19 protein-coding genes and 2 tRNA genes are annotated in these 20,866 nt (G+C 59.9%); 13 read left to right on the forward strand and 8 right to left on the reverse strand.

Annotation, left to right across the window (positions count from 1 at the left end; translation table 11 throughout):
• The 5 genes from ACA068_RS09440 (at window position 1) to ACA068_RS09460 (ending at window position 3,261) form a co-directional block, all read left to right on the forward strand.
• The gene (locus ACA068_RS09440) at window positions 1–732 is read left to right on the forward strand and encodes an adenosylcobinamide-GDP ribazoletransferase (protein WP_497309332.1); all 732 of its coding nucleotides are present in this window, start codon (window positions 1–3) and stop codon (window positions 730–732) included.
• Between the two features lie 131 nt (window positions 733–863).
• The gene (locus ACA068_RS09445; RefSeq protein WP_497309334.1) at window positions 864–1,268 is read left to right on the forward strand and encodes a MarR family winged helix-turn-helix transcriptional regulator; all 405 of its coding nucleotides are present in this window, start codon (window positions 864–866) and stop codon (window positions 1,266–1,268) included.
• Between the two features lie 52 nt (window positions 1,269–1,320).
• The gene (locus tag ACA068_RS09450; RefSeq protein WP_497309335.1) at window positions 1,321–2,535 is read left to right on the forward strand and encodes an MFS transporter; all 1,215 of its coding nucleotides are present in this window, start codon (window positions 1,321–1,323) and stop codon (window positions 2,533–2,535) included.
• Window positions 2,532–2,654 (forward strand): hypothetical protein, encoded by a 123-nt coding sequence (locus ACA068_RS09455; protein ID WP_497309336.1) that lies wholly within the window; start codon window positions 2,532–2,534, stop codon window positions 2,652–2,654. Before ACA068_RS09450 ends, ACA068_RS09455 begins: the two co-directional genes overlap by 4 nt.
• Window positions 2,655–2,709: 55 nt before the next feature.
• Window positions 2,710–3,261, forward strand: a complete 552-nt coding sequence (locus ACA068_RS09460) for a glutathione peroxidase (RefSeq protein WP_497309338.1) — start codon at window positions 2,710–2,712, stop codon at window positions 3,259–3,261.
• An 89-nt stretch (window positions 3,262–3,350) separates the two neighbouring features.
• On the opposite strand, the gene ACA068_RS09465 is transcribed toward ACA068_RS09460, so the two are convergent.
• From ACA068_RS09465 to ACA068_RS09475, 3 genes are all read right to left on the reverse strand, one after another.
• A complete protein-coding gene (locus ACA068_RS09465) occupies window positions 3,351–4,622 on the reverse strand; it encodes an OmpP1/FadL family transporter (RefSeq protein ID WP_497309340.1) in 1,272 nt (423 codons plus the stop codon).
• Between the two features lie 146 nt (window positions 4,623–4,768).
• Window positions 4,769–5,251 carry a hypothetical protein gene (locus ACA068_RS09470; RefSeq protein WP_497309341.1) on the reverse strand — a complete coding sequence of 161 codons (483 nt, stop codon included), beginning with the start codon at window positions 5,249–5,251 and terminating at the stop codon, window positions 4,769–4,771.
• 278 nt (window positions 5,252–5,529) lie between these two features.
• Window positions 5,530–5,754: a hypothetical protein gene (locus ACA068_RS09475; RefSeq protein WP_008031832.1), complete on the reverse strand. Its 225-nt coding sequence runs from the start codon at window positions 5,752–5,754 to the stop codon at window positions 5,530–5,532.
• Window positions 5,755–6,694: 940 nt separating this feature from the next.
• Between ACA068_RS09475 and ACA068_RS09480 the strand changes: the two genes are divergently transcribed.
• Both ACA068_RS09480 and ACA068_RS09485 read left to right on the forward strand, forming a co-directional pair.
• Window positions 6,695–7,018 carry a sel1 repeat family protein gene (locus ACA068_RS09480; protein ID WP_497309342.1) on the forward strand — a complete coding sequence of 108 codons (324 nt, stop codon included), beginning with the start codon at window positions 6,695–6,697 and terminating at the stop codon, window positions 7,016–7,018.
• Between the two features lie 175 nt (window positions 7,019–7,193).
• Window positions 7,194–8,558 (forward strand): DNA recombination protein RmuC, encoded by a 1,365-nt coding sequence (locus ACA068_RS09485; protein ID WP_497310559.1) that lies wholly within the window; start codon window positions 7,194–7,196, stop codon window positions 8,556–8,558.
• A 178-nt stretch (window positions 8,559–8,736) separates the two neighbouring features.
• Here the strand turns inward: ACA068_RS09485 and ACA068_RS09490 are convergent, their stop codons facing one another.
• Window positions 8,737–12,213 (reverse strand): hybrid sensor histidine kinase/response regulator, encoded by a 3,477-nt coding sequence (locus ACA068_RS09490; protein WP_497309344.1) that lies wholly within the window; start codon window positions 12,211–12,213, stop codon window positions 8,737–8,739.
• Window positions 12,214–12,394: 181 nt separating this feature from the next.
• Window positions 12,395–12,934: a TetR/AcrR family transcriptional regulator gene (locus ACA068_RS09495; protein ID WP_497309346.1), complete on the reverse strand. Its 540-nt coding sequence runs from the start codon at window positions 12,932–12,934 to the stop codon at window positions 12,395–12,397.
• 91 nt (window positions 12,935–13,025) lie between these two features.
• On the opposite strand from ACA068_RS09495, the gene ACA068_RS09500 reads away from it, so the two are divergent.
• The 4 genes from ACA068_RS09500 (at window position 13,026) to ACA068_RS09515 (ending at window position 17,801) form a co-directional block, all read left to right on the forward strand.
• Window positions 13,026–14,219: an MFS transporter gene (locus ACA068_RS09500; protein WP_497309348.1), complete on the forward strand. Its 1,194-nt coding sequence runs from the start codon at window positions 13,026–13,028 to the stop codon at window positions 14,217–14,219.
• A gap of 42 nt (window positions 14,220–14,261) precedes the next feature.
• Window positions 14,262–14,573, forward strand: coding sequence for a cupin domain-containing protein (locus ACA068_RS09505; protein ID WP_497309350.1), 312 nt, complete (start codon window positions 14,262–14,264; stop codon window positions 14,571–14,573).
• Window positions 14,574–14,678: 105 nt separating this feature from the next.
• Window positions 14,679–15,827 carry a TDT family transporter gene (locus tag ACA068_RS09510; RefSeq protein WP_497309352.1) on the forward strand — a complete coding sequence of 383 codons (1,149 nt, stop codon included), beginning with the start codon at window positions 14,679–14,681 and terminating at the stop codon, window positions 15,825–15,827.
• A 99-nt stretch (window positions 15,828–15,926) separates the two neighbouring features.
• Entirely contained in the window at window positions 15,927–17,801 is a 1,875-nt protein-coding gene (locus ACA068_RS09515; RefSeq protein ID WP_497309353.1) for an MFS transporter, read from the forward strand.
• Between the two features lie 125 nt (window positions 17,802–17,926).
• Here ACA068_RS09515 and sugE read toward each other — a convergent pair whose 3' ends face one another.
• The 3 genes from sugE to rdgC form a co-directional block, all read right to left on the reverse strand.
• Window positions 17,927–18,241: a quaternary ammonium compound efflux SMR transporter SugE gene (gene sugE / locus ACA068_RS09520; RefSeq protein ID WP_123599434.1), complete on the reverse strand. Its 315-nt coding sequence runs from the start codon at window positions 18,239–18,241 to the stop codon at window positions 17,927–17,929.
• Window positions 18,242–18,360: 119 nt separating this feature from the next.
• Window positions 18,361–19,326 carry a bile acid:sodium symporter family protein gene (locus ACA068_RS09525; protein WP_497309355.1) on the reverse strand — a complete coding sequence of 322 codons (966 nt, stop codon included), beginning with the start codon at window positions 19,324–19,326 and terminating at the stop codon, window positions 18,361–18,363.
• 143 nt (window positions 19,327–19,469) lie between these two features.
• Window positions 19,470–20,390, reverse strand: coding sequence for a recombination-associated protein RdgC (rdgC, locus tag ACA068_RS09530; protein ID WP_219095593.1), 921 nt, complete (start codon window positions 20,388–20,390; stop codon window positions 19,470–19,472).
• Between the two features lie 160 nt (window positions 20,391–20,550).
• Here rdgC and ACA068_RS09535 point away from each other — a divergent pair.
• A tRNA-Val gene (locus ACA068_RS09535) sits at window positions 20,551–20,626 on the forward strand.
• A gap of 18 nt (window positions 20,627–20,644) precedes the next feature.
• A tRNA-Asp gene (locus ACA068_RS09540) sits at window positions 20,645–20,721 on the forward strand.
• The last annotated feature ends 145 nt before the right edge of the window (window positions 20,722–20,866 follow it).

Below are 20,866 nucleotides of genomic sequence, written 5' to 3' on the forward strand. Positions count from 1 at the left end.
ATGTTGCCCTTCTGGATCGCCCTGCAATTTCTCAGCAGTTTGCCGATACGTCTGCCCGGTATGCCCACACCTGAGGAACTGGGTCGGTCGCTGCTGTTTTATCCGCTGGTCGGGCTGCTGTTTGGTGTCCTTTTATGGGCACTGAACTGGCTGTTGCTGGGCACGCCGCTATTGCTTCACGCCGCGCTGCTGCTGACCGTTTGGGTATTGCTCAGCGGCGCGTTGCATCTGGATGGTCTGGCCGATAGCGCTGATGCCTGGCTCGGTGGTTTCGGCGACCGCGAGCGCACGCTGACCATTATGAAGGACCCGCGCAGCGGGCCGATTGCGGTGGTGACGCTGGTGTTGGTGTTATTGCTCAAATTCGCCGCGTTGCTGGCGTTGATCGAGCAGCCGCACAGTATGTTGCTGATCATCGTTCCACTGATTGGCCGCAGCGCCTTGCTGGGTTTGTTCCTGACCACACCGTATGTGCGTGCCGGCGGGTTGGGGCAGGCGTTGGCCGATCATCTGCCGCGTTTGGCGGGTAAGCGGGTGTTGGCGGTCAGTGCGTTGGCCTGTGTTTTGATCGCAGGTCTCAGTGGGGTTTGGGCGCTTGTGCTGGCGGGGGTTATGTTTGTCTGGTTACGACAGCTGATGCTGCGGCGATTGGGCGGGACGACGGGGGATACGGCCGGGGCCATGCTGGAATTGCTGGAGATGGTGGTGCTGGTAGGATTGGCGCTGGTTTGATGGTTGTGGGCAAGATGTACCGGCCTTTTCGCTAGCAGGCCCGTGAATGCGCTCTGCCAGACCCCTTTGATTTTGCTAAACAAACCCATCTGTAACTTGATTTAACACACTCGCGGGTATATACACGCACCATGCTCGACTCTCAATGTTTATGCATCAACCTGCGTCGCGCCGCCCGTGGCGTCAGCAGGCATTACGACGGCGCTCTCGACGGCTTCGGGATCAACGTTGCCCAGTATTCTTTGCTATGCAATCTGCAGCGTCTGAATGAACCGAGTATCTCCACCCTGGCCGAAGCCATGGGCCTGGACCGCAGCACCCTGGGGCGCAATCTTCGAGTGCTTGAGGGCGAAGGTCTGGTGGCGCTGGTCGAGGGGGAGGACATGCGTAACCGCATCGTCCGGCTGACCCAGGCGGGCGCAGATCGCCTGACAGCGGCCTTGCCTGCCTGGGAAGCGGCGCAGCAGCGGCTGATCGACCGTCTGGGCGCCGAAAAACGCGAAACCTTGTTGCGACTGCTGGACGAACTGGCGTGATGCCGGTTTTTCCGACCTTAAGCGGGTATATACCCGCTACCGGAGAATAAGAATGACCTCGATGTGGCGTACATGCGGTTGGGTGTTGGTGGGGAGTGCACTGATCCTGGCATTGTCTTTGGGCGTGCGACACGGCTTCGGCCTGTTTCTGGCACCGATGAGTGCCGAGTTTGGCTGGGGGCGTGAGACGTTTGCCTTTGCCTTTGCCATTGCCTTGCAGAACCTGATCTGGGGCCTGGCGCAGCCGTTCACCGGCGCGTTGGCCGACCGCTTTGGCGCGGCGAAAGTGGTGCTGGTCGGTGGTGTTCTGTACGCAGTGGGCCTGGTGTTCATGGGCTTGTCCGACTCGGCGGTGACCTTGTCCCTGAGTGCGGGCCTGTTGATTGGCATCGGCCTGTCGGGCACATCGTTCTCGGTGATCCTCGGCGTGGTCGGTCGCGCCGTGCCGCCGGAGAAACGCAGCATGGGCATGGGCATCGCCAGCGCCGCCGGCTCGTTTGGTCAGTTCGCCATGTTGCCCGGTACGCTGGGGTTGATCGGCTGGCTCGGCTGGTCCGCGGCATTGCTGGTCCTGGGTTTGCTGGTGGCGCTGATCATCCCGCTGGTGAGCATGCTCAAGGACAAGCCGCTGCCCGTGCTCGGTCATGAGCAAACCCTCTCCGAAGCGCTGCGTGAGGCCTGCTCCCATTCGGGGTTCTGGCTGTTGGCGTTGGGTTTTTTTGTCTGCGGTTTCCAGGTGGTGTTCATCGGTGTGCATTTGCCGGCGTATCTGGTGGATCAGCATCTTCCGGCCACGGTGGGCACCACGGTGCTGGCGCTGATCGGGCTGTTCAATATTTTCGGCACGTACACCGCAGGTTGGCTCGGCGGTCGCATGTCCAAACCGCGCTTGCTCACCGGTTTGTACCTGTTGCGGGCGGTGGTGATTACCCTGTTTCTGTGGGCGCCGGTCACCACGACCACTGCGTACCTGTTCGGCATGGCCATGGGCTTCCTGTGGTTGTCGACCGTGCCATTGACCAACGGCACAGTGGCGACCTTGTTCGGCGTGCGAAACCTGTCCATGCTCGGTGGGATTGTTTTCCTCTTCCACCAACTCGGTTCGTTCCTCGGCGGCTGGTTGGGTGGCGTGGTGTATGACCGAACCGGGAGCTATGACTTGATCTGGCAAGTGGCGATTCTCTTGAGCTTGTTGGCCGCCGCCCTCAACTGGCCGTTGCGTGAGCAGCCGGTAGCGCGCCTGCAAACCCGGTTGAGTGCGATATGAACCGTCTCTGGCCGCGAATGGCGGTAGTCGCTGTCGGCGCCTTGCTGCTGGCCCTGGCCTGGTGGGGATGGCATCAGGGCGGGTTGGCGCTGATGCAGTTGGGCATGGGCGCTTGCTAGGAACAGGCGAGGGCGAGTAACTTCGTTTGTGACCATTAATCAAGGATGCACCGACATGCTGATGCGCTGGATTGCAGTCCCCGCGTTGCTGGTGGCGTTTACCGGATTGGCACAAGCAGCCGAGTGCCCGGAGCTGTTGCAGGGCTCGTTGCCCAAGCTGCGCGCCAAGGAATCCATCGACCTGTGCCAGCGGTTTGAGGGTAAACCGCTGGTGGTGGTCAATACCGCAAGCTTCTGTGGTTTTGCCCCACAGTTCAAAAGCCTTGAGGCGCTGAATCAGCGTTACAAGGATCAGGGGCTGGAGGTGATCGGCGTTCCGTCCAATGACTTCAAGCAGGAGTCCAAGGACGGCGCTGAGACCGCCAAGGTCTGCTACGTGAACTATGGCGTGACGTTCACCATGACTGAGCCGCAGAAAGTACGCGGTGAAGACGCGACTCACCTGTTCAAGGTCCTCGCCAAACAGACCAGCGCGCCGAAGTGGAATTTCTACAAATACGTGGTCGATCGCAAAGGTAAGGTGATCGCCAATTTCTCCAGCCTGACCAAGCCCGACGATCCCGAGTTCATCGCCGCGGTGGAAAAAGCCCTGGCCTCGCAACCCTGATTGACGCCCATGAAAAAGCCCCGCCTCTGTGCAAGAGAGCGGGGCTTTTTTGATTCAGGTGGCGAGCGTTTCAGGCACGCCGTGAATCATCAGAAGCGGTAGGTCGCGCCTACACCGAAACCGTTCGCATAGTTTTCATACTTGGCGCTGTAGTTCTGGCCACGGTCGTTGCTGTTGTTGACCTTGACCGACTCTTCGCGCAGGTACGAGTACGCTACGTCGATGGTCAGGTCGTCGGTCGGGCTCCAGCCGGCGCCCACGCTGAAAATCTTGCGATCGCCCGTCGGGATGCGTGGGGAGCGGTCGACGTTGTTGGTCGGTGCCTGGTCAATGGACAAGCCGGTACGCAGCACCCATTGCTTGTTCAGCTGGTAGGACGCACCGATGGCGTGAGCCCAGGTGTCGTGCCAGTTCTGTTCTTCGGTGATGGTGCCGAACTGACCGTTCAGGATGGCCGGAACCCCCTTGTTATCGACGGTGATTTCTTTCAGGCGGCTCCAGCGAGTCCAGGTGCTGCCTGCGTACAGCGTCCACTGGTCGTCCAACTGGTGAGTGACCGAGAAATCCACCGATTCAGGCGTGGTCAGGTCCAGCGAGGCGTCGTACTTCTGGCTTGGATTCTGGCCCACAGCGGCGAGCACGTTGTAGTTGACCTTAGTGTCACCCTCGAGCTTGTACTTCACTTTCGAGTGGTAGGTCAGGCCGACGCGAGTGCTGTCGGTGGCTTGCACCAGGACGCCGATGTTGTAGCCCAGTGCGGTGTCGTCACCTTCGATCTTGACCTTGCCGTCCGGTGCGGCCTGGGTAATCGACAGATTCGATTCCAGGGTGCCGTCGATACGGTTGATGGTCGGGCCGAAACCGATGGAGACCTTGTCGTTGAAGGCGTAGCTGACAGTCGGTTGCAGGGTGACGATCTTGACTTCGCTCTTGCTGCCGAAGTAACGGCCGGCGAAGCCGTTCTCGTAATCGGTCACCAGGCCGAACGGAGCGTACACACCGATACCGAATGCCCAGTGGTCGTCGATTGGCTTGACGTAGTAGCCCATCGGCACGCCCATGAAAGGGACCATGTCACCTTTGTTGGTACCGCCATTCGGACGGGAGCTGGCGTCACTGATGTCAGTGTGCGCGTCGATGAATGCTAAACCGCCGGTCACTTGTTCGCGCTTGATGCGAGACATGCCGGCAGGGTTGCCAGCAATGGTGGATGCGTCGTCGGCAGAAGAAGATCGCCCGGCAAAACCTGTCCCCATCCCGCTGATGCTTTGTTCGTTGAGGGCAAAGCCACTTGCGAAGATCTGGGTGGATGCCATGGCAACGGCGAGGCTAATGGTGGTTTTGAGCATTACTTTTTTCATTATTAGAACTCCTGGTGATCACCGGGGCGAAAATTACCAACATTTTCGTCCCAGCGCTATAGGCTGTATGGCTTGAGTTAGAGCGGTTTTGTAGGACAATCCGACCAGATTCGCGACCCGTTGCAGGATCTTTGGAAACCGGTGGGTCAGCAGGCGACCTGATTCAGTGGTGATACACAGGTTTGCCAAGCGTAGGTGAAATCGCGCAGGCGTCCTTGAGGCTGAAAAGTCTGGCGCCAGATTCGCGCCATTCCCAACAAGTCATCCGCGGCGGGGAGGGGAGTGTTCTGTTCTTCTACCAGCAGCCAGGCGATGGCAGTGGCGTAACGCAGGTTGACGGTCAATTCCAGGTGCGGTCCGCTGAGAAAGGCATGCTGGCTGGCGAGGCCGCGGACGAGACTCGCGCGCTCGGGGTCCAGCGCCAGGTAGTGATCCCAGAGAGCCTGGTGGCGGGGTTCGGCGATTCGGTACAGGCCGTTTCCACGGCGGTCGTGCAGGGCGGAACCAAGGGCTGACTGGCTGGCGGCGATGCCCAGGAGAAGGGATTCGGCAGTTGCGCTATGGCGCCCGAGGTAAATCAATGTCGGACGGATCACATAACGGCACAGTTCGCTGGCAGCGATACCCATAAAGCCCTCGAAACATGAAATGGGCGGCGAAACCTGAAGGGAGCGTTGGCAGCAGGTGAATCGACTCAGGCTCGCCGGAAAGCGGATCAAGCCGCTTGAGTTGAAGTGTAGTGTCATATTCGCGCTGTAAAGGCCTGTTTTTAAAATATTTCCGGCTGCGAGTTATAACCGTTATATCGTTTAGTGCTTAGCCGCAGGCTGGCTGTTGAGAAATATCGGGCAATAAAAAGCCCCGCTTTTTGAGCAGGGCTTTTGAGGTTTTCAGTCTTTCTGGCGTATCAGGCAACCAGTGCCTGACGGGTACGCTCGATCACTGCCTGCAGCGGTTCTGCGCTGGAGTATTGATCGGGGTACAGGCGTTCGCTGTGACGAGCGATGCCGTGTTCGTTGACCAGGGTGAAGCTGAAGCAGCCTTTGCGAGCGGCCATGATCAGGCAGTTCATTGGTGCAAAAGCGTTGGTTAGGGTGCGGATTGCATCCTGAGTGTGGATTTGAGTAGTCATTAAATGGTGTTCCTACAAGCGACACGGATAAGAACCGTGCAAAATTTAAACGTTCCAGTGACGACGACCACCATTGGTCGAACGAAGAACCCGACTGGAACAAAGCAGCCAGTTTGAAGCGCTAATAATTGGCGCGCTTGGGCTGGCAGGTAGGTACTTAGGAGGGCAGGCAACACATCAAGGGCAAAGGTTCTGGGCCCGGGGTGAAGATCCTGATCAATTTGCAGGCTGGTTCGGTCAGAGTAAGTGAGCTTCGCAACACCCTTTGCTTTCGTTTCAAAGGCTGTGTTGGCGCAAGGTTTACCTGGAAACCATCGAGGTGGTCGATCCCGCTTGTTCGGTGGAGGCTTCCGTTGGGAAGGCTGACCGGGAGGATTTGTTCGACCAGAATTGACTTTCAGCTTGGTACTAACGCCGCGGATACTAACGGATTGAGTAGGCGAAGGGAAGCTTGAAGGTAAAATAATTTCCGTGCCCCGCCAACATGCTGCGTCAGGGGACAATTTCCGACCGTTGGTCGCCGCTCCGGCATAAGCCTGGGACAAGGCTTTACCAAGGTTATCCCCAGGAACCCTGCACAAAACGCTCCGAAAAAGAGCATCGATATAACTGCCGCGAAGGTACTTGTGCACATAAGTTGCGCAGACTGTAACCGGACTGTCATCCGCGCCCCGACCACAGTGGGTGCCTGTACTGAAAATTTAAGTCAATGAAAAACATCGCTTTTTTTTACTGGTGAAAAAATCGTCAGTTTGACTGCGAGCCCCATTCCACAGGGCTTTGCGCGAGTTCAAGGGCGGTTGTCCACTGAGTTATCCACAGCTTCTGTGGATTGTCCCGAGCGCTTGCTCTAGGACGGGCGTGCCGGGTTTTTTTAGACTTTACCTGTAAGAAAAAAAGAGTAGAGTGGCGCGCCTTCCGATCTGCCCCACAGTGCTTTATGAAGTTTCGCTCCGTATCAGTTTCTGCCACCTCAACACCTCCCAGTGTTACCCCTCCCAAACGCTTTTCGATGCGAGTGGCGGAGTGGTTGCTCGATAGCCCGCGCCTGGGTGAAAACACCAACATCAAACATCTCGCCGGACGCTTGCTCAAACAGCCTGCCCGCGAAGGTGTGGTGGCCGCGCAAAGTCGTCTCGGCCAGTTGATGTGCCGTGAATGCGGCAATGCCCGCGATCGCCGGATTGGCCAGGACCTGTTGCGCCAGGCCGCGCGCGCAGGGGACCGGCGCGCTCAACAGGAACTGGGCCTGGTCGAAGACTGAGCTGTCCAAGTCCTGACGCCTTGGTTACCCTTCAAGCTTTATTTCATCGGCAGGAGTCGCTATGGCTATGGACTTGACCAGCATTTTGCTGGGTCTGGCGGGCGCCGCACTGCCCTTGCTGGTATTGGCCTGGCAAATCCAGCGCCGGGCGAGCGCGGGCCAAGCTGAGGCGGCGTTGCTGGAAGAGCGTCTGGCCATGTCGCTACTGGCGCAGGACGGCTTGAACGCTCAGCTCGAAGCCTGCCGCGATGAAATCGGTGATCTGGGCCAGGCCAACGCCGCCAAGCAGGCAGAGCTGGCTGCGATGCGCCGTGAAATCGAACTGCTACAGATAGAGCGCGACGATGCCCGCGATGCGGCTCACGCCTGGAACATCGAACGCGCCGGCAAAGATGCCGAGCTGCGGCGCCTGGACGCCCGGGCGGCCTCGCTCACCGCCGAGCTGCGTGAGCAGCAGGACAGCCATCAAAAGCGCCTAGACGACCTGCAAGGCTCACGAGACGAGCTGCGAGCGCAATTCGCCGAACTGGCGGGCAAGATCTTCGACGAGCGCGAGCAGCGTTTCGCCGAAACCAGCCAGCAGCGCCTGGGCCAGTTGCTCGATCCTTTGAAAGAACGCATTCAGTCTTTCGAAAAGCGCGTTGAGGAAAGCTATCAGGCCGAAGCCCGAGAGCGGTTTTCCCTGGCCAAAGAGCTGGAGCGCCTGCAGCAACTGAACCTGCGCCTAAGCGACGAAGCCACCAACCTCACCCGTGCGTTGAAAGGGCAGAAAACCCAGGGCAACTGGGGTGAGTTGATTCTTGAGCGCGTGCTTGAACACGCCGGGCTGGAGAAGGGCCGTGAGTACCAGACTCAGGTCAATCTCAAGGGGCCGGACGGTGAGCGTTTCCAGCCGGACGTGATCATTTATCTGCCGGGCGACAAGCAGGTGGTGGTCGACTCCAAAGTCAGCCTGACGGCCTATCAGCAATACGTATCGGCCGAAGACGATGCCATCGGCCAGATCGCCATCAAGCAGCACGTGCTGTCGCTGCGCAATCATGTCAAAGGCCTGTCAGGCAAGGATTACAAGCGACTCGACGGCTTGCACAGTCTGGATTTCGTCTTGCTCTTCGTGCCGATCGAAGCGGCGTTCTCCGCTGCGTTGCAGGCTGAGCCGACGCTGTTCCAGGAAGCCTTCGACCGCAACATCGTCATCGTCAGCCCGACCACGTTGCTGGCGACCCTGCGGGTCATCGACAGCCTGTGGAAGCAAGAGCGCCAGAGCCAGAACGCCCGGGAAATCGCCGAGCGCGCCGGATGGCTGTACGACAAGTTCGTGTTGTTCATCCAGGACCTGGATGAAGTCGGCAATCGCTTGCAGCAACTGGACAAGGCCTACAGCTCTGCGCGCAACAAGCTGACAGAAGGTCGCGGCAACCTGGTCAGTCGCAGTGAGCAGTTGAAGTTGCTGGGTGCGCGAGCCAGCAAGAGCTTGCCGGCTGATCTGTTGGAGCGGGCGATGACCGATGTCGATGGATTGGCCGAGTTGCCTGAGTAAACAAGGCAGCACCTGTTCTTTGTGGCGAGGGGGCTTGCCCCCGTTCGGCTGCGCAGCAGTCGTCAATCAGGCCGCGCGTTATTACCTGAAGGAATCGCGGTAAGGGTTCGGGGGCCGCTGCGCAGCCCAACAGGGGCAAGCCCCCTCGCCACATTGATGTGTGTTGAACCCTCCTGCGCTACAACGGCAAATGCCGACTCAACAACGCCCGCAACGCCGCCGGTTTCACCGGTTTGGCCAAGTACTCCAGGCCCGCCGCATGCACCTGGGCCACTGTCTCCGGCCGGCCATCGGCACTGATCACCACTCCCGGCACTGGCTCACCCAGTTGGGTGCGCAACCACGCCATCAACTCGGTCCCGGTCTCGCCATGGTCCAGGTGGTAATCCACCAGCGCCAATTGCGGACGTACACCGTCCTTCAGCAGCGCCGCGCATTCGTCACGGTTGCGTGCGGTCCAGACCTGGCAACCCCAGCGTGTCAGCAGGCTGTTCATGCCGATCAGGATGCTGTCTTCGTTATCGATACACAGCACCTGCGCGCCGCTCAGCACGTGGCCATTGAGCTCGCTGACTTGGGTCGGCGCGACGGCTTGTGCCTGTGCCTGTGCCAGCGGCACGCTGACGCTGAACACACTGCCGCGCCCCGGCCAGGACCTTACGCGCAAGGTGTGACCCAGAACGCGACACAACCCGTCGGCAATCGCCAGCCCCAGTCCCAGGCCTTTCTCCGCGCGAGTCTGGTGGCTGTCGAGGCGTTTGAATTCTTCGAAAATCACCTGTTGCTTGTCTTCAGGGATTCCCGGCCCACGGTCCCAGACCTCCAGGCACAACTCCCCGTTGCGGCGCCGGACGCCGAGGAGCACGGGCCCCTTGGCGTAGCGGAACGCGTTGGTCAGGAAATTTTGCAGGATCCGCCGCAGCAGTTTGATGTCGCTGTCGATTCGTAAAGTGCTGCCCCGAACACGGAATTTCAGCCCTTGTTCCTGGGCCAGTGCCTTGAACTCGGCACCGAGTGCATCGAACAACTCGTTGAGCACGAAGGGCTTGGGGTCCGGGTTGATCTTGCCGTTCTCCAAGCGGGAAATATCCAGCAGATCGCTGATCAGGTCCTCGGCCGAGCGCAACGAGCTGTCGAGGTGATGCACCAGTTTCTGCGCCTCGCTGGACAGGCCATCGTCTTGATGGGAGAGGGCGGCGGAGAACAGGCGTGCGGCATTCAGCGGTTGCATCAAGTCATGGCTGACCGCCGCCAGAAAGCGGGTTTTCGACTGGTTGGCCGATTCGGCGGTGCCCTTGGCTTCGGTCAAGGCCACGTTGAGTTGGGACAGTTCGTGGGTCCGCGCGGTGACCCGCTGCTCCAGGCCTTCGTTGGCTTCGGTCAGCGCCTGCTCGGCCTCGCGGAACGCGGTGATGTCAGTGAAACTCATGACGAAACCGCCGCCGGGCATCGGGTTGCCGATCAGTTCGATCACACGTCCGTTGGGGAACAGTCTTTCAGAGGTGTGGGCGCGGCCCTGACGCATCCAGTGCAGGCGGCGGGCGACGTGCACTTCGGCTTCACCGGGGCCGCACAGTCCGCGCTCGGCGTTGTAGCGAATGATGTCGGCAATCGGGCGGCCAAGCCTGATCAGCCCGTCCGGGTAATTGAACAGTTCCAGATAACGCCGGTTCCAGGCCACCAGTTTCAGCGACTGGTCGACCACGCTGATGCCTTGGGTGATGTTTTCGATAGCGCCTTGCAACAGGGCGCGGTTGAACTGCAGCACTTCCGAGGCTTCGTCGGCGATCCGCACGACATCCTCCAGTTGCATTTCCCGACCTTCGATGGCGGCTTTGACCACCGCGCGCGTCGAGGAAGCACCGAGTACGCCGGCCAGCAAACGTTCGGTGTGGGCGATCCATTCACCGTCGGCGTTCTGGTTCGGGTTGAAACCTTTGCCTTGGCGGTAGGCAAAACGGATGAAGCTCTGCCGCGCCCGTTCTTCACCGACGAAGCGTGCGGCCAGTTGCAGCAAGTCGTCGATCTGCACCGCGAGCATCGAGCGGGCGCTGGGGCGCGCGCTGATTTCCTGACCGATGAAACGCCCGGCCTGCCAGTGCTCCGACACCCTCGTGCGTGACAGCACAGACACCCAGGCGAACAGCGTGAAGTTGGCCGCCAGCGACAGCACCACGCCTTGGGTCAGCGGGGTGAGCGGCAGGTTCAGCGGGTTGCTGTGCAGCCAGGCCAGCCCCGGGAAACTGCTCAAGGACAAACCGAGGCTGTGGGCCGCGATCGGCAGAATGAGGGTGTAGAACCAGAGGAATGTCCCGGCGGCGAGACCGGCGAACACGCCCCGGCGATTGGCCTGTTTCCAGTACAGCGCGCCGAGCATGGCCGGGGCCAGTTGGGTCACGGCGGCGAAGGCGATCTGGCCGATGGTCGCCAGACTCGCGGTCGAGCCGAGCAGGCGATAACTGACGTAAGCCAGCAACAGAATCACCACGATGCTGACCCGGCGCACAGAAAGCATCCACTGGCGGAACACTTCGAACGGTCGCTCGGCGTTGTTCCGGCGCAGCAGCCACGGCAGCAACATGTCGTTGGAGACCATGGTCGACAGCGCCACGCTGGCGACGATCACCATGCCGGTCGCCGCCGAGGCGCCACCGATAAAGGCCAGTAATGCCAAGGCCGGGTGGGCTTGGGCCAGCGGCAGGCTGATGACGAAAGAGTCCGGCAGTACCGAGCTGGGCAACAGCATCTGACCGGCGAGGGCGATGGGTACGACAAACAGCGCTGCCAGCGCCAGGTAGGCAGGGAACACCCATTTCGCCAGGCGCAAATCCTGAGGGTCGATGTTTTCCACCACCGTCACGTGGAACTGCCGGGGCAGGCAGATGATCGCCATCATGGCCACGCCGGTCTGCACCACCATCGACGGCCAATTGATGGTTTCCTTCCAGTACGCCTCCAGGCGCGGGGCGAGCATGGCCTGGTCAAACAGGTCGTCGAATCCGTCGTACAGGCCGTAAGTCACGAACGCCCCGACCGCGAGAAACGCGAACAGCTTGACCAGCGATTCAAAGGCAATCGCCAGCACCATGCCACGGTGGTGTTCCGTGGCGTCGAGGTTGCGGGTGCCAAAGACAATGGTGAACAGCGCCAATACCAGCGACACGATCAGCGCCGTGTCCTGGGCGCGGGTGCCCATGGCGTCGGCACCGGCGCCGATCAGCAGGTTCACCCCGAGCACGATTCCCTTGAGTTGCAGCGCGATGTAGGGCAACACGCCAACCAGGCAAATCAGCGCCACTACCACCGCCAGCGATTGGGATTTGCCATAGCGGGCGGCAATGAAGTCGGCAATGGAGGTGATGTTCTCCTGTTTGCTGATCATCACCATTTTTTGCAGGACCCACGGCGCGCAGACCAGCAGCAGGATCGGCCCGAGGTAGATTGGCAGGAATGACCAGAGTTGCTCGGCGGCCTGGCCGACGGCGCCAAAGAAGGTCCAGCTAGTGCAATAGACCGCCAGCGACAGGCTGTACACCCACGCGCGCACTCGCGGCGGCAACGGTGTGCTGCGACGGTCGCCGTAAAAGGCGATGGCGAACATGATGGCCATATAGGCCAGGGCGACGGCGGCGATCAGCCCGCTGGACAGCGACATGGGAACTCCCGACAAAAGACACCCGGGACTCCCGCCCGGTCAGACAGTCTCGCACGATGGCCGGGGTTAGTCAGTGTCGACCAAGGTCGTGGCGTGGTGGGGTGTCGCAGGGTGTTTGTCAGTTGGATTTTTAGTGTTTGTGCTGGCCTCTTCGCGACCCGACTTGCCCGCGAAGGCGGCCTCACTGATTTAACGCAAGCTCGATCAACTGATGCAATTCCTCAACCTCCAGCGCCGCCGCCGAAAACAGGATGCGAAACACCGTCGGTGCCGCCACCAGGTTGATCAGTCGGTCAACACTCGGTTTCGGCTGATCCGGGTAACGGTCCAGAATCGTCTGCAACTGCCCGCCGATGATCGTGGTGCAATAGACCGGTGTGGTGCTGCATTGCACGTCGCGCAGCATGTTTCGCCCGGGCTCGGAATTCATCTCGTCCAGATACTGCTCCGCCCAGGCCCGCACATCACCGCGCAAGCTGCCGGTGTCGGCCGGTTCGCTTTCCGGGCGCAGGCGGGCGAGGGCCACGTCGGCCAGCAACACCGACAAATCACCCCAACGCCGATAAATCGTCGACGGCGTCACTCCCGCGCGCGCAGCGATTTGTGGGACGGTCACGGTGGCGCGGTCCTGCTCTTCAAGGAGTTGGCGGACAGCCGAATGAATCGACTCTTGCACCCGGGCGCTTCGACCGCCCGGGCGTAAACCTTCTTTAATAGCCATATGGCGGACCTTAACACAAAGAATTTGCTTTAAGCGTGGACCAGTAGCACACTCCGCAAAAGCAACAAATTAGCTTTTGCGGAGTGTGCGCATGTCCAGCTCGATATCAAACCGTTCCAGCCTGTGGTTCCTGGCGATCACTTTACTGAGTTTTCTTGCCGCTTCCACTGCGCCAACGCCCCTGTACCACTTGTATCAGGAACACCTGCGATTCTCGGCAGCGACCCTGACCCTGATATTTGGCGTCTACGCCATCAGCTTGCTCGCCGCGCTGCTCACCGTCGGTTCGCTCTCGGATTACCTGGGGCGCAAGCCGGTGATCTTCACCGCTGTGGTGCTGAACATGCTGGCCATGCTGCTGTTTATCAATGCTGACAGCGTCGCCTGGCTGATCAGCGCCCGGGTGCTTCAGGGCTTTGCTACCGGGATGGCCACGGCTGTATTGGGTGCCGCGCTGCTCGACACCGATCGCCAGCAAGGTCCGCTGGTCAACAGCGTCGCACCGCTGCTCGGCATGGCGGCCGGCGCCATGGGTTGCGGCTTGTTGGCCGAGTTTGCGCCGCTGCCACTGCAATTGACCTTCTGGGTGCTGCTCGCGATGTTCGGGTTGCAGGCGCTGTACGTCTGGCGTCTGCCGGAAAGTGTCAGCCCACAGCGGGGGGCGCTGGCTTCGCTGCTTCCGACTCTGCATGTGCCCATCCAGGCACGGCGTGCGTTGTGGCTGGTGCTCCCGATCAACACTGCAGCTTGGGCGCTCGGTGGTTTTTACGCGTCCCTCGCTCCATCCCTTGTGCGGACGGCCACCGGATCGACTTCCAATCTGATTGGCGGTGCGACAGTTGCCGTGCTGACCGTCACCGGCGCGTTGATGATCTACACCTTGCGCAGTCGCCCGGCCGACAAAGTCTTGCGGGTCGGCGCGAGCATTCTGCCCGTCGGTGTGGCGCTGATTTTACTGGCGGTACACAGCGCCAGCCTGCCGTTGTTTTTCATCGGGACGCTGGTCGCCGGATGCGGGTTCGGTGCCAGTTTCCTCGGCTCGTTGCGCAGCGTCGTGCCGCTGGCTTTGCCTCACGAACGGGCCGGGTTGATGTCGGCGTTTTATGTGCTCAGCTATCTGGCCTTCTGCCTGCCGTCGTTGCTGGCGGGGAATCTGACGCGAGCCTTTGGGTTGGTGACCACGACCGATGGTTATGGCGCGGTGCTGATTGTCCTGGCCGTCGTTGCGTTGTTGGCGTTGATGCGTCAACAGCCTGTCAAAGTCTGTGGCGCCGATGTTCGATGACCGCTAGCCTTGGCACCGCCACTTCTTTCGACGGAACGCCCCATGAAGATCATCCGCAGCAAATCCTTCACCGCCGACCGTGCCTGGGGCGCCTTGGATATCGCCAGCATGAACGGCATCACCACCCGTTTGCACTGGACCGATCAGCCGTATAAATGGCACGTCAACGAAGGTCAGGAAGTGTTCGTCGTGCTCGATGGCCAGGTGCAGATGCGCTATCGCGAAGACGGTGTTGAAAAGGACACGCTGCTCGACATCGGCGACATTTTCTACGCCTCGGTGGGCACCGAACACGTTGCCCATCCACAAGGTGCGGCGAGGATCCTGGTGATCGAGACCGAAGGCAGCGTCTGACGCTATATCTACAAAACAGATAACAGTTAGAGATATTACCCGTTATATAGATATTCGATTCGGGTCTACCCTGAATTCCACCTCACAAGAGGAGAGGAATTCGCCATGACATGCCCCAACACCACCCCCGGTTTCAAACCGTTCAGCCATTTGCAACATCCGCTTGAGGCCATTCGCCAATTCACGCCCAACTGGTTCGCCGCGACCATGGGCACGGGCGTACTGGCATTGGCGCTGGCACAATTGCCCGTCGCCATACCCGGTCTGCACGCGGTGGCCGAAGGTCTCTGGCTGCTCAATATCTGCCTGTTCGTATTATTCACCGCCGCCTACACGGCGCGCTGGGTGCTGTTCTTCGATGAGGCTCGACGGATCTTCGGCCACTCCACGGTATCAATGTTTTTCGGCACCATCCCCATGGGGTTGGCGACCATCATCAATGGTTTCCTGGTGTTCGGCTTGCCGCGCTGGGGCGACGGCGTGATTCATGTCGCCGAAGTGCTGTGGTGGCTCGATGTGGCGATGTCTTTGGCCTGCGGCGTGCTGATTCCCTACATGATGTTCACCCGCCAGGAGCACAGCATCGACCAGATGACAGCAGTCTGGCTGTTGCCTGTGGTCGCGGCAGAAGTGGCCGCCGCCAGCGGTGGTCTGCTGGCGCCGCACTTGGCCGATGCCCATTCGCAACTGGTGGTGCTGACGACCAGCTACGTGCTTTGGGCCTTTTCCCTACCGGTGGCGTTCAGCATTCTGACGATTCTGTTGCTGCGCATGGCGCTGCATAAATTGCCTCACGAAAACATGGCCGCCTCCAGCTGGCTGGCGCTGGGGCCGATCGGCACCGGGGCGCTTGGCATGTTGCTGCTGGGCGCCGACGCGCCGGCCATCTTCGCGGCCAACGGCCTGCCGGGCATCGGTGAAATTGCGGCCGGGTTGGGCCTGGTGGCCGGGATCACGCTGTGGGGCTTCGGCTTCTGGTGGATGCTGATGGCGGTGCTGATCACCGTGCGTTATCTGCGCGACGGTATTCCGTTCAACCTGGGCTGGTGGGGCTTCACCTTCCCGCTGGGCGTCTATTCTCTGACGACGTTGAAACTGGGCAGCACCTTGAACCTGACGTTTTTCAGTGTCTTTGGTTGTGTGCTGGTGGCGATGCTGGCGGTGATGTGGCTGATCGTCTCCAAACGCACAGTGCAGGGCGCGTGGCGGGGCGAGTTGTTTGTCTCGCCGTGCATTGCAGGATTAAAGAAATAACCGGCAAAGATTAGGTAATGTGTGGCCTGGATCGACGTTCGACATTCCAATAACAAATCGCCAAGCCACTCTCTACCCAATCTCAGGGACACATGGAAGATGAGCCACCCCTCACAGTTCACCTTGCTTCGCACCCGGCGCTTCCTGCCATTCTTTATTACGCAGTCCCTCGGGGCGTTCAACGACAACATCTTCAAGCAGTCGTTGATCCTCGCCATTCTGTACAAGCTGACCATCGAGGGTGACCGTTCGATCTGGGTCAACCTGTGCGCGTTGCTGTTCATCCTGCCGTTCTTTCTGTTCTCGGCGCTGGCCGGTCAGTTCGGGGAAAAGTTCGCCAAGGACGCGCTGATTCGTCTGATCAAACTCGGGGAAATCGCCATCATGGCGGTCGGCGCGGTGGGTTTCCTGTTCGATCACCTGTCGCTGATGCTGGTGGCGTTGTTCGCCATGGGCACGCACTCGGCGCTGTTCGGGCCAGTGAAATACTCGATCCTGCCCCAGGCCCTGCGTGAAGAAGAGCTGGTGGGGGGCAACGGGCTGGTGGAAATGGGCACGTTTCTGGCGATTCTCGCCGGCACCATCGGCGCCGGGATCATGATGTCGTCCAGTCATTACGCGCCCATCGTGTCCACCGCGATCATCGCTGTCGCGGTGCTCGGCTATCTGGCCAGTCGCAGCATTCCCCGGGCGGCGGCCTCATCGCCGCAAATGCGCCTGAACTGGAACATCTTCAGCCAATCCTGGGCCACTTTGAAACTGGGCCTGGGGCAAACGCCCGCGGTGTCGCGTTCCATCGTCGGCAACTCATGGTTCTGGTTTGTCGGGGCAATTTATCTGACGCAGATCCCGGCCTATGCCAAGGAGTGGATGCACGGCGACGAGACCGTGGTGACGCTGATTCTGACGGTGTTCTCCGTGGGTATCGCGCTGGGCTCAATGCTCTGCGAGAAACTCTCCGGACGCAAAGTCGAGATCGGCCTAGTGCCGTTCGGCTCGTTTGGCCTGACGGTGTTTGGCTTGCTGCTGTGGTGGCATTCCGGCGGTATTCCAGACAGCGTTGACGGCCATGGCTGGATCGAAATCCTTGGGTTTGGCCACACCTGGCTGGTGTTGATCGACATTCTTGGCCTGGGGATTTTCGGCGGTTTCTACATTGTGCCGCTGTATGCGCTGATTCAGTCGCGCACCCCCGAGAACGAGCGCGCGCGGGTGATTGCCGCCAACAACATTCTCAACGCACTGTTCATGGTGGTGTCGGCGATTGTCTCGATCGTGCTGCTGAGCATGGTCGAGCTGTCGATCCCGCAGCTGTTTCTGGTGGTGTCGCTGCTGAACATCGGCGTCAATGCCTACATCTTCAGCATCGTTCCTGAGTTCACCATGCGTTTCATGATCTGGCTGCTCAGCCATTCCATGTACCGCGTGGAGCACCGCAATCTCGATTTGATCCCGGATGAAGGCGCGGCATTACTGGTCTGCAACCATGTTTCGTTTGTGGATGCGTTGTTGATTGGCGGTGCAGTGCGTCGGCCGATTCGCTTTGTCATGTACTACAAGATCTACAGCCTGCCGGTGCTGAACTTCATCTTCCGCACGGCGGGGACGATTCCGATTGCGGGGCGCCAGGAAGACATTCAAATCTACGAAAAAGCCTTCACGCGTATTGCTCAGTATCTGAAGGACGGTGAGCTGGTGTGCATCTTCCCGGAAGGCAAGTTGACCGCTGACGGGGAGATGAGTGAGTTCAAGGGCGGGCTGGTGCGCATTCTCGAAGAGACGCCGGTGCCGGTGATTCCGCTGGCGTTACAAGGGTTGTGGGGGAGTTTCTTCAGCCGCGATCCGGGCAAGGGATTGTTTCGTCGGTTGTGGTCGCGGGTGACCTTGGTGGCTGGTCCGGCGGTGGCGGTTGAGGCGGCGGAGCCAGCGAAGTTGCAGGCGATGGTTGGGGATCTGCGTGGGACCGTTAGATAGGCGGTGACTGTGAGGGCCTCTTCGCGGGCAAGCCTCGCTCCTACAGGGTTCGTGGCGCATCCCGAATGATGGATATGCCACAAACCCCGTAGGAGCGAGGCTTGCCCGCGAAGGCGATCTAAAGGTCAGGCGCTAATCTTGAGCCCAACCAACCCGGCAATGATCAGCGCCACGCTGGCCAGCCTGAACAGCGCCATGGATTCACCAAACAGAATGATCCCCGCGATGACCGTGCCCACGGCACCCACACCGGTCCAGATCGCATAGGCCGTGCCCAGCGGCAATTCCTTCATGGCAAGGCCCAGCAAGCCAAGGCTGATGGCCATGGCGGCAACGGTCAATGCGGTCGGGAGCGGGCGGCTGAAACCGTCGGTGTATTTCAGGCCGACGGCCCAGCCAACTTCGAACAGGCCGGCGAAAAACAGAATGATCCAGGACATTAGAGACCTCCATCGATTGACGGGGTCGTCCCCGGATTAATGACTCGATCGAGCCGCGAGGTCGTCCTCGCGTTGCACCATAGAGTGCCCATCATTAACCCGGGGATCAAGTTTGCGGATTACTCGGCTGCTTGCTGAGCCGCGGTTTTCCGGTCTTGTTTTTCGCTCATGCGACGGAAATACGTCGAGAGCAACGCCCCCGAAATGTTGTGCCAGACACTGAACAATGCGCTGGGAACCGCCGCCAGTGGCGAGAAGTGCGCACTGGCCAACGCAGCACCCAAGCCGGAGTTCTGCATGCCGACTTCCAGCGCCAGGGATTTGCGTTGGGCCAGCGGCAACTTGAACAGGCGCCCGGTGAAGTAACCCAGCAGATAACCGAAGCTGTTGTGCAACATCACCACGGCCATGATCAGCAGGCCCGACTCGGCAATCTTCGCCTGGCTGGCGGCCACCACGGCGGTGACGATGATCACGATGCTCACCACCGAAATCAGCGGCAATACTTCCACCGCATGACGCACCCGGCTGCCGAGCACGCGTTGGGCAACCACACCCAACACGATCGGCAACAGCACCACTTGCAGGATCGACCAGAACAGCTCCATGAAGGACACGGGCAGCCACGCCGAAGCCAGTAGCCAGATCAGCGCCGGCGTCAGCAGCGGAGCGAGGAGGGTGGTGACGGCGGCGATGGCCACCGACAGCGCCAGGTCACCGCGTGCCAGCCAGGTCATTACGTTCGACGAGGTGCCGCTTGGGCAACAGCCGACCAGGATCACGCCGACGGCAATTTCCGGTGGCAGTTGAAACGCCTGGCAGAGCAACCACGCCACGCCGGGCATGATCACGAAATGTGCAACCACGCCCAGCGCTACGCGCCAAGGATGGCGAGCGACTTCGGCGAAGTCTTCGAGTTTGAGGGTCAGGCCCATGCCGAACATCACCAGGCCCAGCAGCGGCACGATGGCGCCTTTCAGACCGATGAACCACGTCGGCTGCAGAAACGCCACGACCGCGAAAATCAGTACCCAGTAAGCGAAGGTGTTGCCGACAAAACGGCTCAATGCAGCGAGGGCGCGCATGGCCTGATCCTTATTTTAAGTACCACCACAAACCAAATGTGGGAGTTAGCCTGCTCGCGATGGCGGGGTGTCAGTCAACTCAATGTTGAATGTCACGCCCTCATCGCGAGCAGGCTCGCTCCCACAGTAGTCATCACCAGCCTTTAGATCCCTTGCGGAAGCTCTTCACCGCCCAACGCTTCAATCAGCGCCGGCAGGAAGTCGCCGAAGGTCAGCATCATCAAGGTGAAGCTGGCGTCCAGCTGGCCGAGGGCTTCTTCGCCACCGTCCTGCTCCGCCTGGTCTTGCAGCAGGTCTTCGAACTTCAGGCGCTTGACCACCATCTTGTCGTCGAGGACGAAAGACAGTTTGTCTTGCCAGGCCAGCGACAGCTGAGTCACCACTTTGCCGGTGCTCAGGTGCAGCTGGATTTCTTCGCTGGTCAGGTCCTGACGCTTGCAACGCACGATTCCGCCGTCTTCGTGGGTGTCGCGCAGTTCGCACTCGTCCAGCACAAAGAAGTCGTCCGCGGCTTTCTGGGTGGTGACCCATTCAGTCATTGTCGCGGTCGGTGACATTTTAACGGTCAGCGGGCGTACCGGCAGTGTGCCGATCACTTCACGCAGGGTGGACAGCAGGTCTTCGGCGCGTTTCGGGCTGGCCGAGTTGACCAGGATCAGGCCCTGTTTCGGCGCGATGGCGGCGAAGGTCGACGAACGACGGATAAAGGCACGCGGCAGGAACGCCTGGATGATTTCATCCTTGATCTGGTCGCGTTCCTTTTTGTAGACCTTGCGCATTTGTTCGGCTTCGATCTCCTCGACCTTTTCCTTCACGGCGTCACGCACGACGCTGCCCGGCAAGATGCGTTCTTCTTTACGGGCGGAGATCAGCAGGAAATCGCCGCTGACGTGCACCAGGGGGGCATCTTCGCCTTTGCCGAAGGGCGCGACGAAACCGTAGGTGGTCAACTCCTGGCTTGCACATGAACGCGCCAGTTTGGTGGCCAGTGCAGTTTCCAACGCCTCGGCATCAAAAGGCAGATCTTGGGTCAGGCGATAGATAAGCAGGTTTTTGAACCACATGGGGCGAGTCTCTCCTTTATACAAAGGGGGGCATTATTCTCTTAGCGAAGCCATAGGCCAACCCTTCTCTAAGCCTTTGGAAGGCCTGCAAAAATTATTTAAAAAAGTGCTTGCCAGAGGTTGGGTCGCTCCGTAGAATGCGCGCCACACCGAAAGTGAAGGGTGATTAGCTCAGCTGGGAGAGCGTCTGCCTTACAAGCAGAATGTCGGCGGTTCGATCCCGTCATCACCCACCATTCGCTTTAGTGTTACGCGCAGCGGTAGTTCAGTCGGTTAGAATACCGGCCTGTCACGCCGGGGGTCGCGGGTTCGAGTCCCGTCCGCTGCGCCATATTCGGTCACCTGGAATGCTGAACGCCAGGTCACCACGGAAAAGCCCGCTAACGCGGGTTTTTTTCTGTCTGTTGTTCCTGCGGAATGTGTCGTTTCACCGGTTTTCAGATTTTTTTGAATAAATATCAATTAAATCAACACTT

The sequence above is a fragment of the Pseudomonas sp. LBUM1660 genome, from assembly GCF_059695935.1.